At 59.0% G+C, this 14,998-nt stretch carries 15 protein-coding genes; 10 read left to right on the top strand and 5 right to left on the bottom strand.

Going from position 1 to position 14,998, the window contains the following annotated elements; translation table 11 throughout:
- Positions 1-39 precede the first annotated feature (39 nt).
- Positions 40-1,203: an MFS transporter gene (locus A37O_RS0110960; RefSeq protein ID WP_018297547.1), complete on the top strand. Its 1,164-nt coding sequence runs from the start codon at positions 40-42 to the stop codon at positions 1,201-1,203.
- Positions 1,204-1,212: 9 nt separating this feature from the next.
- Here A37O_RS0110960 and A37O_RS0110955 read toward each other — a convergent pair whose 3' ends face one another.
- Together A37O_RS0110955 and A37O_RS0110950 are read right to left on the bottom strand one after the other, a co-directional pair.
- Positions 1,213-1,701, bottom strand: a complete 489-nt coding sequence (locus A37O_RS0110955; protein WP_051077987.1) for a GNAT family N-acetyltransferase — start codon at positions 1,699-1,701, stop codon at positions 1,213-1,215.
- Between the two features lie 69 nt (positions 1,702-1,770).
- The gene (locus A37O_RS0110950; RefSeq protein WP_018297545.1) at positions 1,771-2,160 is read right to left on the bottom strand and encodes a DUF3806 domain-containing protein; all 390 of its coding nucleotides are present in this window, start codon (positions 2,158-2,160) and stop codon (positions 1,771-1,773) included.
- 62 nt (positions 2,161-2,222) lie between these two features.
- On the opposite strand from A37O_RS0110950, the gene A37O_RS0110945 reads away from it, so the two are divergent.
- The 8 genes from A37O_RS0110945 (at position 2,223) to ppk2 (ending at position 11,235) form a co-directional block, all read left to right on the top strand.
- Positions 2,223-3,062, top strand: a complete 840-nt coding sequence (locus A37O_RS0110945; protein ID WP_018297544.1) for a TatD family hydrolase — start codon at positions 2,223-2,225, stop codon at positions 3,060-3,062.
- A gap of 215 nt (positions 3,063-3,277) precedes the next feature.
- Positions 3,278-4,477, top strand: coding sequence for a resuscitation-promoting factor (locus A37O_RS0110940; RefSeq protein WP_018297543.1), 1,200 nt, complete (start codon positions 3,278-3,280; stop codon positions 4,475-4,477).
- Between the two features lie 22 nt (positions 4,478-4,499).
- Positions 4,500-5,372: a 16S rRNA (adenine(1518)-N(6)/adenine(1519)-N(6))-dimethyltransferase RsmA gene (gene rsmA, locus A37O_RS0110935; protein ID WP_018297542.1), complete on the top strand. Its 873-nt coding sequence runs from the start codon at positions 4,500-4,502 to the stop codon at positions 5,370-5,372.
- On the top strand, positions 5,365-6,345 hold the full coding sequence (locus A37O_RS0110930) for a 4-(cytidine 5'-diphospho)-2-C-methyl-D-erythritol kinase (protein ID WP_018297541.1): 981 nt from the start codon (positions 5,365-5,367) through the stop codon (positions 6,343-6,345). Before rsmA ends, A37O_RS0110930 begins: the two co-directional genes overlap by 8 nt.
- A gap of 50 nt (positions 6,346-6,395) precedes the next feature.
- On the top strand, positions 6,396-8,207 hold the full coding sequence (locus A37O_RS0110925) for an ABC-F family ATP-binding cassette domain-containing protein (protein ID WP_018297540.1): 1,812 nt from the start codon (positions 6,396-6,398) through the stop codon (positions 8,205-8,207).
- A complete protein-coding gene (locus A37O_RS0110920) occupies positions 8,188-9,876 on the top strand; it encodes an alpha/beta hydrolase (RefSeq protein ID WP_018297539.1) in 1,689 nt (562 codons plus the stop codon). The genes A37O_RS0110925 and A37O_RS0110920 overlap by 20 nt, the downstream gene beginning before the upstream one ends.
- Positions 9,877-9,932: 56 nt before the next feature.
- Complete coding sequence (locus A37O_RS0110915; protein ID WP_018297538.1) at positions 9,933-10,259, top strand: putative quinol monooxygenase; 327 nt, start codon at positions 9,933-9,935, stop codon at positions 10,257-10,259.
- Between the two features lie 85 nt (positions 10,260-10,344).
- The gene (gene ppk2, locus A37O_RS0110910) at positions 10,345-11,235 is read left to right on the top strand and encodes a polyphosphate kinase 2 (RefSeq protein ID WP_018297537.1); all 891 of its coding nucleotides are present in this window, start codon (positions 10,345-10,347) and stop codon (positions 11,233-11,235) included.
- Positions 11,236-11,258: 23 nt separating this feature from the next.
- Here ppk2 and A37O_RS0110905 read toward each other — a convergent pair whose 3' ends face one another.
- Together A37O_RS0110905 and A37O_RS0110900 are read right to left on the bottom strand one after the other, a co-directional pair.
- Positions 11,259-11,822 carry a DNA-3-methyladenine glycosylase gene (locus tag A37O_RS0110905; protein WP_026196317.1) on the bottom strand — a complete coding sequence of 188 codons (564 nt, stop codon included), beginning with the start codon at positions 11,820-11,822 and terminating at the stop codon, positions 11,259-11,261.
- Positions 11,819-12,637, bottom strand: a complete 819-nt coding sequence (locus tag A37O_RS0110900) for an HAD family hydrolase (RefSeq protein ID WP_018297535.1) — start codon at positions 12,635-12,637, stop codon at positions 11,819-11,821. Before A37O_RS0110900 ends, A37O_RS0110905 begins: the two co-directional genes overlap by 4 nt.
- Before the next feature lie 16 nt (positions 12,638-12,653).
- Here A37O_RS0110900 and A37O_RS0110895 point away from each other — a divergent pair, with 16 nt between their 5' ends.
- Positions 12,654-13,640 (top strand): 3-hydroxyisobutyryl-CoA hydrolase, encoded by a 987-nt coding sequence (locus A37O_RS0110895; protein ID WP_018297534.1) that lies wholly within the window; start codon positions 12,654-12,656, stop codon positions 13,638-13,640.
- Here the strand turns inward: A37O_RS0110895 and A37O_RS0110890 are convergent.
- Positions 13,637-14,854 (bottom strand): DUF6882 domain-containing protein, encoded by a 1,218-nt coding sequence (locus tag A37O_RS0110890; protein WP_156802580.1) that lies wholly within the window; start codon positions 14,852-14,854, stop codon positions 13,637-13,639. The two genes, A37O_RS0110895 and A37O_RS0110890, sit on opposite strands and share 4 nt — an antisense overlap.
- Positions 14,855-14,998 lie beyond the last annotated feature (144 nt).

Here is a 14,998-nt window from a genome sequence, read left to right as displayed (position 1 = left end):
AATGACGTAGGCCACATTTATTGCCTAGGCTAAACTCCCATGGCACAAGCGAACCTGAACCGCGTCTACGCCGCGGTCCTCTTCCTGCTGTTCAGCGCGGGTTGGGCAGCGAACCATTTCACCACGATAATGGTCCTCTTGCGCGAGCAAGTAGGCGTTTCTAGTGAGCTCGTCAATGGTGCATATGGAATCTATGCGCTTGGCTTGGTGCCCAGCCTCTTGGGTGGTGGCGCACTCGCTGACCGATTTGGTGCGCGTCCCGTCGTAGTGGTTGGCGGAATTGTCGCTGCTGGGGGAAACCTTGCGTTGTACTTCAATCACGAAGGCGGCGCATTGTTACTGTGGCGCTTTATCATCGGCCTTGGCGTAGGTCTTTCCGTGAGCGCAGGCACGGCGTGGTCTGGACGTCTCAAAGGCGCAAGCGGCATGACTATGGCTGGGATTATGCTCACCCTCGGTTTCGCTACTGGGCCAGTAGCGGCAAGCACCATGGCGTATTTTCTTCAGCCAGATCTCAATATCGAAGTCCCCTTCATTGTGACCGTGGTGTTGTCCCTGGTTTCCGTGTTGATCACACTGGTTGTGGGGGACGCACGAGCCCCTTCGATGGAGGTGGGCTCGGCACAGATGCCGACGTACAAGCGAAGCATGGGTAAAGCACTCGCTATCTCTCTACCGATGGCGATCTGGGTGTTTGCTTCTATTGCCACTGCGCTCGTGGTGCTCTCGTCGAGGACGAACAGTGACTTCGCGCCTCCAGTGTTGCTGCCAGGTATTTCCGCAGCACTCGCGTTTGGCACTGGCATCGTGGTTCAAGCGCTGGGCCGTAAGTATGGCTGGGGGAGGCGAGCTGGTACAGCTGGTGCGAGTTTCGCTGCAATCGGTTTCCTGCTTGCCGCAGCCGGTGGAGCGTCGGTGCCAGTGTGGCTGTTTATTGTGGCCGCATTCATCCTGGGTTGTGCCTATGGCCTTAACCTACGCGAAGGACTGCTGGGAGTGGAAAAGTACTCTCCGCCTCAAAGCCGTGGCATTGCGATCGGTATCTACTACGTGTTCACCTACCTCGGCTTTGGCCTGCCACGTCTGCTTGATGTGATTGTGCCGGTCGTCGGCCCGAGCCTGCCTTTTATCATTCTTGCCGTTTTGGCAGTGGGGTCCGCCGTGATCCGAGAGGTTCAAATTCGTCGCGGATACGTGTCCTAAAAAAGTGTCCTAGAGGGTGAGTTGCATATAACGCAGATCGAGCCACTTGCCCTTGAGGAAACCCACTTCGCGCAGGAAGCCTACTTCTTCGAAGCCAGCGCGAAAGTGCAGGGAGGTGGATGCCACGTTTTCTCCTTCGATGGCGGCGATGATGGTGTGCACGCTGTCGTCGCTACGCGCTACCTCGACCAGTGCCTGCAAAAGCTCGCCGCCGACGCCACGGCCTTGGGCATCGGGGTGGACATAGATCGAGTTCTCTACCGTGTGGCGGTAACCAGGGAAATCGCGAAAATCTGAGTACGAGGCGTATCCCAAAAAGACGTCTTCGTCGTAGGCAACTAGGGCTGCGCGGGACCGTCGCAACCATTGTGCTCTGTTGTCGACATCGACATGGTCGTCGACCCATAGCGCCTGGGTATTGTCGACTGCCCAGTTGTACAAATCGGTGATCTGGGCCAGATCGTCATGCGTAGCGGGGCGGATACTCATAGAAGACATATATCGAGCATAGCGTTCTGGGACTAAGCGTTTCGATGACAGCAGGCTAAAGCCAGGTTTAAATCAGGTTCACGCCAAGAATCGGTCAATGAAGGCGGTGAGCTTTCCGGTCTCGTCATCGTCGAAACGCGAATCAACCACGATCAGCGGGGCGGTGTACTTTTCACCAGTGCTGTCTGCGACGACAAGATCGGTGCCGTAATCATCCGACAGAATCTGCCACGTCAGGTCGAGCTCGCGGGTGAGGGCATCGCCGAGTGCGGTGCCGTAGATGCGCGCGGTTTCCCCACGCGGAAACTCCTGCTTTAAGTCCGGGTCGAGCGCGAGGTATTCACCAAGGTCCGCCTCGAAACTTGCCACGATGTCGGCAACGGAACCGTTGATCCCTCGGACCGCGGCCTCTGCGAGGTCGCGGGTGAGCTGGAGGGAGGTGGATTCGTCGATACGCGAAAATGTCATGCTCAAAGTCTAGGTGTTACCGCACTGGGGCGGGAGGGGGATTGGGCGTTAAGGTAGTGCCTATGTCGAAGAAGAAGCCACGTCCTACGCCCGTGCCAGCCCAACAGATCCCCGGGCTGATCGACGCCCATACCCACCTGGCCAGCGCGAAGGCGCGGACCAAGGAGGAAGTGGACGCGATTGTTCAGCGTGCAGTCGATGTAGGTGTGCAGCAGATCTGTACAGTCGGAGACGGGTTGGCCGAAGCCGAACTCGCCCTTGAGGCGGCACACTTCAACGAACGCGTTTTTGCCGCGACGGCGATCCACCCCACCCGAGCGCACGAACTCGATGAGTCCGCGAAGCAGCGACTAATAGAGATGTCTGCGGATCCACGGTGCGTGGCCATCGGGGAGACGGGCATGGATACCTATTGGATTCAGCACGACCCCGATCGGACGGCGCCGCTAGACGTGCAGGAGGAAGCTTTCCGGTGGCACATTCAGCTGGCGGTTGATTCGGGAAAGGCCTTGATGGTGCACAACCGCGAGGCCGACGCTGAGATGATGCGCATCTTGGCCGATAGTCCTCGCCCGAAGGAAGTGATGTTGCATTGCTTCTCGTCGCCGATGGAGGTGGCACGCGAGGCCATCGAGCGTGGCTACGTGATTTCCCTGGCGGGCAACGTCACGTTTAAGCGTAACGACGAGCTGCGCCAGGTAGCGGCCGAAGCGCCGGCGGGGCAGTTGCTCATCGAGACGGATGCACCGTACATGACACCGGAGCCCTTTCGCGGTGCGCGCAACGAACCCAGTTTGATTGGCCACACCGCACTGTGTGTCGCTGAGGCTCGTGGTATGGAAGTGGCCGATCTTGCAGTTGAAGTGGGGGATACGTTTCGACGAGTTTTTGGCCTGACTTAGGAAAAGTTACATCAAAAAGTGTGAGAATCGTCACTTCTATGGCGGACGTCAATTTTCATTTCCGCTGGAAGAGGCCATTTTCGGTAGGACACGCATTGATTGCATAAAGATAACGTTCTGGTAAAATCGGTGCCGTTATCGTATCGTTACCGGAAGAAATCGCGAGTAGTTCCGCGAAAGATCCGAAATTCCCTACTTTGAGGACACCTACTTCCATGTCGTCTAAGAAGATCAATAAGTCCGCCTCCCTTCCACTGAAGATTGCCGCAGGCGGCGTTCTTGGCACCCTCGTTGTCGGCGGCGTTGCCGTCGCTGGCGCAGCTCAGAAGGACGTCACCATCGACGTCAACGGCCAAGCACAGTCCCTGTCCACCTTCTCCGGCAGCGTTGAAGGTGCACTCGAGGCCGCTGGTATCCAGATCGGTACCGAGGACCTCGTCTACCCAGCGCCATCCGAGTCCCTGGCAAGCGGTGACACGATCACCGTGCAGACCGCAAAGCCAGTCGCTGTTGTCATCGACGGCAAGGAGCAGGAGCTCACCTCCACCGCGACCACCGTCGAAGGCCTCATCCGCGAGCTCGACGGCATCAACGGTGGCGCAGAATACAACGCTGCACCAGATGCACCTGTCACCGACGGCATGACCCTGGATGTGACCAACCCAAAGATCGTTGCCATCAACGATGGCGGCAACGTCACCTACACCTCCGCAGCTAAGAAGACGGTCGGCGAGCTGCTCGCATCCCGCGGTGTTGCAGTGGACTCCTTCGACCGTGTGTCCCCAGCTCTGAACGAGCAGGTGCAGCCAGGCCAAGAGATCTCCATCGAGCGCGTCAACGTTCGTGAATCTGCTGAGACCGTGACCTTCGACGTTCCTGCAAACTACGTCGAGGACCACAACCTTGAGCAGGGCCAGGAAGAGGTTCGCGAGCAAGGCCAGCAGGGTGAAAAGCGCATTGTCAGCCGTGTCACCTACGTCAACGGCGAAGCACAGAGCGAAGAGGTTATCTCCGAGCGCGAGGTACGCGAAGCAAAGCCAGCCACCATCGCACGTGGCACCAAGGCTCCTGCAGTAGAGGCAGCTCCAGCAGAGTCTGCACCTTCTGAGTCCGCATCGTCTCCAGCTGCTTCCGGTAACTCCGGCGCAGCGGCACCTGCAGTGTCCAACGGTTCCGTCTGGGATTCCCTGGCTCAGTGTGAGTCCGGCGGCGACTGGTCCATCAACACTGGCAACGGCTACCAGGGTGGCCTGCAGTTCAGCCAGTCCACTTGGGCTGCATACGGCGGCACCCAGTACGCACCATCTGCTGACCAGGCAACCCGTGAACAGCAGATCGCAATTGCTGAAAAGACCCAGGCATCCCAGGGCTGGGGCGCATGGCCAGCATGTACCTCTAAGTTGGGCATCCGCTAAACTCCCGCTAGTCTCGGAGCTTATGAGCACTCCCGACTCCCATCTGCTTGGTCCCGTTGAAATCCGAGATCTTGCAGCAGAACTGGATGTCACCCCAACGAAGAAGCTGGGGCAGAACTTCGTCCATGACCCAAACACGGTGCGCCGCATTGTTGCGGCCGCCGATCTCTCGCCCGACGATGTGGTGATCGAGGTCGGCCCGGGTTTGGGTTCTTTGACGTTAGGTCTCGTTGACACGGTCCGTCGCGTCGTTGCCGTGGAAATTGATCCGCGCCTGGCGGGCCGCCTCGAGCAGACTGTTACGCAGCGCGCACCTGCGTTTGCCGATCGCCTCGATGTGGTGAACATCGACGCACTGAAAGTCACCGCCGCGGATTTACCAGAGGCGCCGACCGCACTGGTAGCCAACCTGCCGTATAACGTTTCGGTGCCTGTGCTTTTGCACCTGCTCGAGGAATTCCCTTCGATCCGCCGCGTGCTTGTCATGGTGCAAGCCGAGGTCGCCGACCGCCTCGCAGCGCAGCCAGGCTCGAAAATCTACGGCGTCCCCAGCGTCAAGGCGTCCTTCTACGGCGACGTCACCCGCGCGGGCTCCATCGGCAAGAATGTCTTCTGGCCGGCACCGAAGATCGAATCGGGTTTGGTTCGCATCGACGTGCGCGACAAGGGATGGTCGCGCGAGGCGCGCTCCGAGGTTTTCCCGCTTATCGACGCGGCCTTTGCCCAGCGCCGCAAGACCCTGCGCTCCTGTCTCTCAGGCATCTTCGGTTCCGGCGCAGCGGCGGAAGAAGCGCTCGTCGCAGCCGATATCGACCCGCAATTGCGCGGCGAAAAGCTGCTTGTCGACGATTATGTGCGACTCGCTGAGGTCCGAAAGGCCAGTAGCAGTGATTAGCGCGCAGCGGTTCACAGCTCGTGCATACGGCAAGGTGAACTTACACCTCGGTGTCGGCGAGGCACGCTCCGACGGCTACCACGAACTGGCCACTGTCTTTCAGTCGGTGGATCGACCGGAGACAGTCAGCCTGGTCGTAGCCTCGGATGCCAGGCGTGTCAGCCACGGATCCGTAGTGGAGCGAATGTCCACGGATTTCCGGGTCAATGAACCCGAGATGGACATTGACACTCCCACAAATCTTGCCTGGCGCGCCGTCGATGCAGTCGTCGAGGCCTACCGTGGACTTCCCGGCACAGATCACGTCGCACTGCCTACTTTGTCTATCGAAGTCCTCAAGACCGTCTTCGTTGCCGGAGGTATGGCCGGGGGCTCCGCGGATGCCGCGGCAGCACTGGTAGCCGCCAATCATTACCTGAGCTACTACGCGCAGCATCATTTCTCGGAAGCAGTGCTGATGCGCATCGGTGCAACCCTAGGCGCCGACGTTCCATTTTGTGTGATGGGAGGGACCGCACTCGGCACAGGCCGCGGAGACAACCTCGCTCCCATGCTCACGCGCGGTGAATTCTGGTGGGCATTCGTCTCCCAGCAAGAGGGGCTGTCCACCGGCACCGTGTTTGAGCATCTCGACGACATGCGGCACAACGATCCGTCGCTGGTTCCGCGCATGGATACAGGAAGAATCGCGCGCTCCCTCGTCGGAGGGGACCCGATCGCGGTCGCGGGAGCACTGCATAATGACTTGCAAGCCGCGGCGGTGACACTGCACCCGAATCTGCGACGCACCATGAATGAGGCGATGGGGCTCAATCCGCTCCGCGCCATCGTCTCGGGTTCGGGGCCGACCCTGGCGCTGTTGTGCGAAAACCGCGAACACGCCCAACGCGTCGTCGATGCTCTCACCGCTACCGTGGCGTACGAGGGGTTTGTGGCGCGTGGCCCCGCCCCGGGTACCCACATGGTGGATTAGCTCCCAGGTTTTCCACGGGATTTTTATCGTGCACTAGAATTAGTCGCACTATGGCTAATCTGATCAACTTGGAAAATGTTTCCAAAACGTGGGGTTTGAAGACCCTGCTCGACGGTGTCTCGCTTGGCATCCAAACCGGTGACCGGATCGGAGTAGTCGGTCTCAACGGTGGCGGTAAAACTACCTTGCTGGAAATTGTCACCGGCATTGAAGAACCGGATTCGGGTCGGGTCTCACACAACTCGGATCTGCGTATGGCAGTGGTGACGCAGCGCTTCGACCTCGACGAGGACCTCACCATCGGCCAAGCCGTCGTCGAACCGCTGGGGCTGGAAACCTTCGAGTGGGCATCCAACGCAAAGGTGCGCGAAGTCCTGCAAGGAACCGGCGTCGCCGAGCTTGGGTTAGAGACCCCGGTCGGTCAACTCTCCGGTGGCGAACGCAGGCGCGTGAACCTCGCCGCCGCCTTGGTCCAAGACCTCGATCTGGTGGTGCTGGACGAGCCAACCAACCACCTCGACGTTGAGGGAGTGCAATGGCTGGCAGATCACCTGCTCTCACGCAAGATCGCGATTCTCGTGGTCACGCACGACCGCTGGTTCCTAGACAAGATTGCCACCTTGACGTGGGAGGTGCACGACGGCACCGTCGATGTCTACGAAGGCGGATACAACGACTGGACTTTCGCCCGGGCCGAGCGCGCCCGCCAGGCCGACGCCATTGAGCAGCGTCGCCAGAACCTCGCACGCAAGGAACTCGCCTGGCTGCGCCGCGGCGCACCGGCGAGAACCTCCAAGCCGCGCTACCGCATCGAGGCAGCCGAAGCTCTGATTTCTAATGTCCCGGCACCCCGAGACAAGATTGAGCTGATGAGCTTTTCCAAGCAGCGTCAAGGCCGCGTTGTCATCGAACTCGAGGATGCCCGCATCGATGCACCCGACGGGCGCACCCTCGTCGACCACCTCACCTGGCGCCTCGCCCCGGGAGAGCGAATCGGCCTGGTCGGCGTGAACGGTTCCGGAAAGACTACGCTGCTGAGAACCCTGGCAGGGGAGTACCCCTTGGCCGCGGGCAAGCGTATCGAGGGCCAAACTGTGCGCATCGGCTGGTTGAAGCAGGAACTCGACGATCTTGATCCGAAACAACGCCTCCTCGAGGCCGTCGAAGACGTGGCCAACTACATGACACTCGGCGACAAAGAAGTCTCGGCCTCCCAACTTGCGGAACGGCTTGGATTCTCCCCAAAGCGCCAACGCACCCCAGTCGGCGACCTCTCCGGCGGTGAGCGCCGTCGCCTCCAGCTCACGCGTGTGCTCATGAGCGAGCCGAATGTTTTGCTTCTCGACGAGCCCACCAACGACTTGGATATCGACACCCTCCAAGAGCTCGAAGACCTGTTGGATAATTGGGCAGGAACTCTTGTGGTCATCTCCCACGACCGCTATCTCATTGAGCGCATCGTTGATTCAACCTATGCGCTCTTCGGCGACGGTACATTGACCAGTCTCACTGGTGGGATTGAAGAGTATCTTTCTCGTCGTGAAGCGATGAATGACTCCCAAGGTGTGCTCGACCTGGGGATCAAGAACGATGCGGCCTCCGCCCCTGAGCCCAAGAGCTCGGGGTTGAGCTCGCAGGAAGAACGCGACATCACCAAGCAGATGAACGCGCTGGAGCGCAAAATGGGCAAATTAACCGATAAGATATCTACATTCGAGGAAGAGCTGGCGCGGATTTCCGCCAGCGATGGCCCCGACTATGCCCAGCTCACGCAGGTCACCGAGGAATTGGGTGAGGTGCGCGAAGAACACGAGGGTTTGGAAATGGAGTGGATGGAACTCGGTGAGCGACTCGAAGGTTAGCCAGCGACACAGGCCCTCATGGTTGCACTTCAACCGGTGGGGCCTGGTTTTTGCTGCGATCTTTTTCACTCTCGGGCTGACCCCCTCACTACTGCTGCGCGACTGGTTCTACCAAGGCCTTGTCTCGGGGGTTTCCGCAGGTGTCGGCTACGGCATCGGAGTTTTGGTGCACTGGCTCGTAGTGAAATTCGTGGTGTGGCGAAGGATTAGTATTCCTGAGTCGAGATGGCGCATCATCGATATCGCATTGGCGTCGATTTTGCTGATCTGGATGCTCGCGGTCATTATTTTGTCCTCGCGTTGGCAGCGTGGATTAGCGGAGCTTACCGAAGGCATCCCGTCACCTTTGTGGCAGCGGCTGCTCATTTTGCCCACTGGCCTTGTCGTGGCGCTGCTCGTTGTGGGTGTCGGGCGTGGTGCGCGGTGGGTTGCACAGCGGATCCGCCGCGCGCTGCCGGAACGCCTTGCACCGACGGTGCGCGGTGCCGTGGGGTGGGTCGCCGTGTTGCTCGTCGCGGCATGGCTTGTTGAGACTGCTATTCCAGGCAGTATCGTCGCTACCGGAGAGCGGATCTTCTCAGTACGCAACGCGAATGCGGAGCCGGGCAGGGACGCCCCAGCGGAAACCGAGCGGGCGGGTTCACCCACCTCATCTCTGTCCTGGGACGGCGTGGGCGCTTATGGTTCTCGCTTTCTCGACCAAGGCTTGAACGCAGAAGAGCTGGAGGAGCTGTCGGGTGAACCGGCGAAGGAACCGATCCGCTTGTACGCCGGGATCCAACATGCTCCGACGGATGCCCAGCGTGCCGAGCTCATCATCGACGAGCTCGAGCGCACTAAGGCCACCGAGAGGGAAGCCATTTTGGTGACCATGACCACGGGTACCGGCTGGGTGAACTCGTCGACAGCTCAGGCCTTTGAATTGCTCTACAACGGCGACACTGCGATTGCCGCAGAGCAGTATTCCTCGATGCCTTCTGCTTTCCATTTCTTCGCCGGCGGCGAGGCGGTGCAGACGGCGGGCCGGGAGTTCATCACTCCCATCCTCGACTGGTGGAACAAGTTGCCGGAAGATGATCGGCCGAAGTTGTACCTGTATGGAGAATCGCTGGGCACAACCGCCGTCGAATCAGCGTTTTCTGGAATGCGCGACATCGCCAACTCTGTCGACGGCATTTTGTTGGCCGGGCCGCCAAATTTCAACCCGCTGTGGCCTGAGTTCACTTCGCGACGAGACCCCGGCACACCCGAGGTGAAGCCGGAATATTCGGCGGGCATGGTTGTCCGTTTTGCGAACAACAACCAGGACATCGCGGCTCTTACCCAGGACGAGATCGAGTGGGGCCCGACCCGGATGCTCTACCTGCAGCACCCCTCGGATCCCGTGGTGTGGTGGAGTCCCGAATTGATTTTCACCGAACCGGATTGGTTGAAGGAAGATCCCGGCTTCGATCGCTTGCCCGAGATGGGCTGGGCTCCATTTGTTACCTTCCTCCAGTTGTCCGCTGACCTGCCTGTGTCCCAAAACGTGCCCGATGGGCACGGCCATAACTATGGAAATTCCATGGTTCCAGGCTTCGCAGCGATTGCTCCTGATGGGCGTTTCGACGAGGCCTACGTCCGCGAGACCCAAGATCGGCTGGGGGAGGCCCTCGTCATCGGTGACTAGGCCTGCACGGCCTGCTGGCCCGACTAGCTCACCGATAAGTGAGTACCATTGGGCACATGATTCTGATTAACGTTCGTTTTCGCCCCCTGCCAGAACACGCCGAAGATTTCCGCGAGAAGGTCGCTGAGTTCACTGAGGCTTCCCGTGCGGAAGACGGTTGCCTGTTCTTCGATTGGTACCGCAACACTGATGACCCCAACGAGTACCTGCTGATCGAAGCTTTTAAGGACGACGCTGCCGAAGCACACGTCGGTTCCGATCACTTCAAGGCAGCAGGGGAGCTGTTCCCAACTATTTTGAAAGAGACCCCAACGATCATCAATACCTTGATCGAGGGCAAGCTGGAGTGGGATGAAATGGCCGAGTTTAAGGTCGAAAACTAAGCGCCTCAAGCAGTTCAATGGGCCGTCTTTTGATACGAAGGCGGCTCATTTTTTCATGCGAGAAGGGGAAGGTACCGTAGTGGATATGGGATCTGACAACACGACATCGAAGCCACCAAAACTGCATAAGAAGGCCTATGAGACTGAGCTGAAGAGGCTGCAGGCTGAGCTCGTCGATATGCAACAGTGGGTCGTGGAAACTGGTGCCCGCGTCGTCGTGGTCATGGAAGGTCGCGACGCCGCAGGTAAGGGCTCGGCTATCAAGCGGATCACTCAGTACCTTAACCCGCGCTCGGCCAGGGTCGAGGCGTTGCCGACACCTAACTCGCGCGAGCAGGGGCAGTGGTACTTTCAACGCTATGTAGAAAAGCTTCCTACAGCGGGCGAGATCGTTATCTTCGACCGCTCCTGGTACAACCGTGCGGGTGTCGAGCGTGTCATGGGTTTCTGCACGTCGCAGGAGTACCGCCGCTTCCTGCACCAGGCACCAATTTTTGAACGTCTCCTCGTCGAGGACGGCATTATGCTGCGCAAGTATTGGTTCTCTGTCTCCGATGAGGAACAGGTGGCAAGGTTCCAATCGCGCCTCGACGATCCGCTGCGCCGGTGGAAGCTCTCGCCGATGGACCTGGAGTCCATTAACCGGTGGGAGGATTATTCCCGTGCCAAGGACGAGATGTTTATCCACACTGATATCCCGTCGGCGCCGTGGTACACCGTTGAATCCGAGGACAAGAAGCGCTCACGCATCAACGTGATTTCGCATCTTCTCTCTACGATCCCTTATGAGAAGATCGATCGTCCATTGCCTGAGATCCCAACACGCCCAGAACCAGGCGACTACAAGCGCCCTCCACGTGGCGAGTTCCGCTACGTGCCAGACGTGGCTGCCAATCTAGAGCAAGCGAAGTCGAAGAGCGGCAAGGGCAAAGGGTCCAAGGATAAAGATAAGGACAAGAAGAAAAAGAAGAAATAAGCCGCTTCTTCTTGAATAAGCCCCTAGGTTGCGGGGTATCCCCGGCGCGCGGAGACGGATTTGTCTCGGGGAATCCAAAACCTTAAGCGTGCGTCGACGTTTTTCGAGATCCCGATGCGCGGCCCAGCCACCCACTCGGGCTCGGTTTTACGTTCGTGCAGCATGAACTCGGGTCCAGTCACGGGTTGCCCATTGTCGCTGATTTCCAGCCCGAGTGCCTTACCCAAATTGCCCGGCCCGCGCGCGAGGTTAAAGAAGTCCACGTCCCCGCGTCGCGCCCGTGCGAGTTCGATGCCATCGACGACCTCGCCAGCGCGCAAGAGGCACCCTTGTCCCGTGCCGCGAGGTGCACACACGATATTTCCTGCCTTGTGGATCCCGTACGAGTGATAGACGTACATCCTGCCGGGCTCGCCAAACATTGCTGCATTGCGCGGCGTCTGCCCGCGATAGGTGTGCGCGGCCTCGTCCTCAGCGCCGAGATAGGCCTCCACCTCGGTGAGGCGAATTGTCACGCCACGGTGAGAAAGCAGACAACCAAGCAGCTGAGGAGCAACGAGATTGGCGGGTAGTGCGAAATCGATCAACCGATCCACTCGCGAATCTTTTTCAGAGCTCCATGATTGACGTTGGAGTCCGCGATCTCGTCGGCGATCTCCTTGAGCTTCGGGTGTGCGTTCTCCATGGCCACGGCGGTACCTGCTGCAGCGAGCAAGTCGTAGTCGTTGAGGTAGTCACCGATAGCTGCGGTGTCTTCCTGCTTGATACCCAACACCTTGGCCAGGTCGTGCAGGGCAACACCCTTATTGACTCCAGGTGCCATCACGTCGAGCCAGTGCTTGGAGCTCACGGCGATGGTGTAGTCCGATGCGACCTCTTGAATGACCGGCAGGGCATCCTTTTCAGAGTCGGTCTCCACGAAAAGCGCAATCTTCACCACGTTCGTGTCCACCTCGTCAAAGACCGACTCGGTGTGCCGGTTGGCAAGGTAGTACTTGTCAACCTCGGTTTGGACGTCCACCGGCATGTCTTCATCGGTGAAGGAAACATCGGCCTTACACAGAACAATGTGCACACCAACATCAATCGATTTCACAGCTTCGAGGATGCGCAGCACGACATCACGTTGCATCCGCTTCTGGGACACCACCTCGCCCTTGTGCCACACCACAGCACCGTTCTCGGCAATATAGGTGTGAGGACGGGTATTGGTCACGGAAAACATGTGCTGCAGAGTGGCAAGCTGACGCCCCGAGGCGGGTGCGATAGTCATGCCAGCGAGCTCGGCGCGACCGAGAAGATCCCAAAAAGGATCGGGGATCTGGCCGTCACCGTCGAGGAGCGTACCGTCCATGTCTAAGGCAATAAGTTTTGGAGAATTAATAGCGAGACCCTTTGTCATGTGAAACACTGGCTACATGAATCAGCCTGTAAAAGTTACCGTAGAAAAGTCTACCGGAATCCTCACCTTAGATCGTCCCAAAGCGCTGAACAGCCTCAACGACGAGATGATGACATTGATTACGGATGCCTTAATCGCCTGGAAGGACGATCCCGCCATCGAGCAGGTAGTAATTCGCAGCGACGCCAAGCATTTTTGCGCCGGCGGTGACGTCCGCACCATCCGAGACCAAGTCCTGGCCGAGGATTTTCAACCGGTGGATGATTTCTTTGCGTACGAGTACAACACCAACTTGATGATCTCCGAATACCCCAAGCCCTACATCGCATTAATGAACGGCCTGACCATGGGCGGCGGCCTTGGTGTCTCCGCCCACGGTTCGCACCGCGTGATCACCAGCGATTCATGGGCATCCATGCCGGAGATCAATATCGGCTTCATTACCGATGTCGGTATTTCGCACCTCTTCCAGCACCTCCCGGGCCATCCATCGCTGGCGTTGGGCAAATTCCTCGGGCTGACGGGCTACCGCTTGAAAGCAGCCGACATGATCGAAACGGGTCTTGCCACCCACCACGTTGAAAGCTTCGACGGACTGCTCGAAGCCATCATCGAAAAGGGCGTCAGCGCCATCGAGGAAGCGGCCATCGCACCATCGGCAAGTCCTGAGCTGCCTTCGCTTTACGACGGCATCGAGGCGCAATTCCAGGGTTCTTGGGAAGAGATCGAGCAAAACTTGCACGGAGATCTGAAGGAACTCGTCGATAAGCTGACCTCGCAGGCATCCCCTTCCGCGCTGGTGGCGGCAACGGAGCTCTTTGAGGCCAACTCCCAACTCGATCTTGCGGGATCTCTCGACAACGAAGGGGCCCTCGGCTCATTCATGCGGCGAGAGCCAGATTTTGCCGAAGGCGTGCGCGCGGTACTGGTGGACAAGGACCAGGATCCGCACTTTGCTGAGGCAGGCCCAGCAGAGCGTTATCGCGCGGTACTGAAGCGCTAGACGCTCAACTCGCCGTCCGCGTCCGTGGTCAATTTACGATTCCTTGCGTAGGTGTCCCGGGTGCGTTTTTCGTCGATATGCGAAGGAAAGTCTGCGACCGTCGCGCTGATGGCCTCTTGATTCGCGTCGGGGAGGCCGAGTTGAGGTCCGCGAAGCAGGACGATTCCCGTCGTTTCTTGATTGAGTTGAGTGGCCGCATGCGTCCACATATTTACTACTGGTTTGGCAGCAATGATGGCGTCGTTGAGATCGCTTGCGTCGAATTGGGGGCGCAGCAATTGGGGAATGCCATTATCGAGGGCAAAGCGGCGCAGGTACACGGCTGCTTGAGCAGCGGGTGCTCCCGCAAGTCCCTTATCAGCCCACGACCAGGTTGCTTGGTTCTCGTGCACGGTGGCGATGACCTGAGCCTCCACCTCGAAGGTGTCGTGTCCGGGAGAGACGACGAGTGCTCGGCCGGTGGCTAAGTTCGCGCGGATCTGTGCATTAGGAAAGTAACCGTGGAACAAGAATTGGTGTTCCTTGCTGGTGAGATACCCGTCGGCGAGCACGTCGCCGAACGACAAGCCCCCGCTGATGTCGGTGACGTTGCCGTCTTTCAGCGTCAGCGTAGTTCCGTCGGAAATCGAGACTGTATTGCCAGACGAAGTGCACTCGAAGCCGCGTTGCGCAACGAATGCCTGGACAGCGCGTTGTGCATCGAGGCCCTCTCGCAGGGAGGCGACTCCGCTGATCAGAGCGGGGCGGAAGGCGCCCTCTTGCGGGGCGCCGTTGAGGGCCACCACGCTGGAGGTTCCATCGGAATGGGGAGCTAAAAACACCGGCGCATTGCCGAAGAGGGTACGGGTAGCGGCAATGAGCTGATCCGATGCTTGCTCATCGCGGTGCAACTCCGGGACTTCGAAATTAGCCACTCGCTCGGTGCGCCACTGCCAGATCCCGTTGCGGATAATGGCGGCCCGGGTGCCTGTGGCTTCAGTAACGTGTCCGTCCTGGAAGTGCACGCGCAGGTCCACAAAGGCGTCGAGGGCGTCGTCGGCGGGGTCCGGCCCGGAGAACTCGATGCCCTCGATCCTGCCTGTCGATGCGCCGGCGATGGAATCTATATCGTTCTGGGCGATCGCCCCGTCGGTCTCGATGTCCTGCAAAGTGGAGGGCATAAGTGAGTCCACGTTTTCCACGATTTCCTTCCGCGCTCGTGAGCTCGCAGTCACGCGGGCTCAAATCATACAACGAGTGTAACTGTATTCCAGGCCAAGTCGCGGTGCGGAGTCGGTGTGGAGTCGGTGGGAATCGGTGCACTTCCAGGAAGAAATGATCCGAGAGTACATACATAGATACTATTATTGCAGGTCGTG

This window comes from Corynebacterium lubricantis DSM 45231 (genome assembly GCF_000379425.1).
GTDB classification, from domain to species: domain Bacteria; phylum Actinomycetota; class Actinomycetes; order Mycobacteriales; family Mycobacteriaceae; genus Corynebacterium; species Corynebacterium lubricantis.
Note: the sequence above shows the minus strand (reverse complement) of the source record. Positions and strands in the feature narration are given on the sequence as shown.

What these genes read in the sequence shown, in the direction of transcription:
- A37O_RS0110960 (WP_018297547.1), top strand. Translation starts at nt 40, where the DNA reads ATGGCACAAGCGAACCTGAACCGCGTCTACGCCGCGGTCCTCTTCCTG.
- A37O_RS0110955 (WP_051077987.1), bottom strand. Translation starts at nt 1,701, where the DNA reads ATGTCTTCTATGAGTATCCGCCCCGCTACGCATGACGATCTGGCCCAG.
- A37O_RS0110950 (WP_018297545.1), bottom strand. Translation starts at nt 2,160, where the DNA reads ATGACATTTTCGCGTATCGACGAATCCACCTCCCTCCAGCTCACCCGC.
- A37O_RS0110945 (WP_018297544.1), top strand. Translation starts at nt 2,223, where the DNA reads ATGTCGAAGAAGAAGCCACGTCCTACGCCCGTGCCAGCCCAACAGATC.
- A37O_RS0110940 (WP_018297543.1), top strand. Translation starts at nt 3,278, where the DNA reads ATGTCGTCTAAGAAGATCAATAAGTCCGCCTCCCTTCCACTGAAGATT.
- rsmA (WP_018297542.1), top strand. Translation starts at nt 4,500, where the DNA reads ATGAGCACTCCCGACTCCCATCTGCTTGGTCCCGTTGAAATCCGAGAT.
- A37O_RS0110925 (WP_018297540.1), top strand. Translation starts at nt 6,396, where the DNA reads ATGGCTAATCTGATCAACTTGGAAAATGTTTCCAAAACGTGGGGTTTG.
- A37O_RS0110915 (WP_018297538.1), top strand. Translation starts at nt 9,933, where the DNA reads ATGATTCTGATTAACGTTCGTTTTCGCCCCCTGCCAGAACACGCCGAA.
- ppk2 (WP_018297537.1), top strand. Translation starts at nt 10,345, where the DNA reads ATGGGATCTGACAACACGACATCGAAGCCACCAAAACTGCATAAGAAG.
- A37O_RS0110900 (WP_018297535.1), bottom strand. Translation starts at nt 12,637, where the DNA reads ATGACAAAGGGTCTCGCTATTAATTCTCCAAAACTTATTGCCTTAGAC.
- A37O_RS0110895 (WP_018297534.1), top strand. Translation starts at nt 12,654, where the DNA reads ATGAATCAGCCTGTAAAAGTTACCGTAGAAAAGTCTACCGGAATCCTC.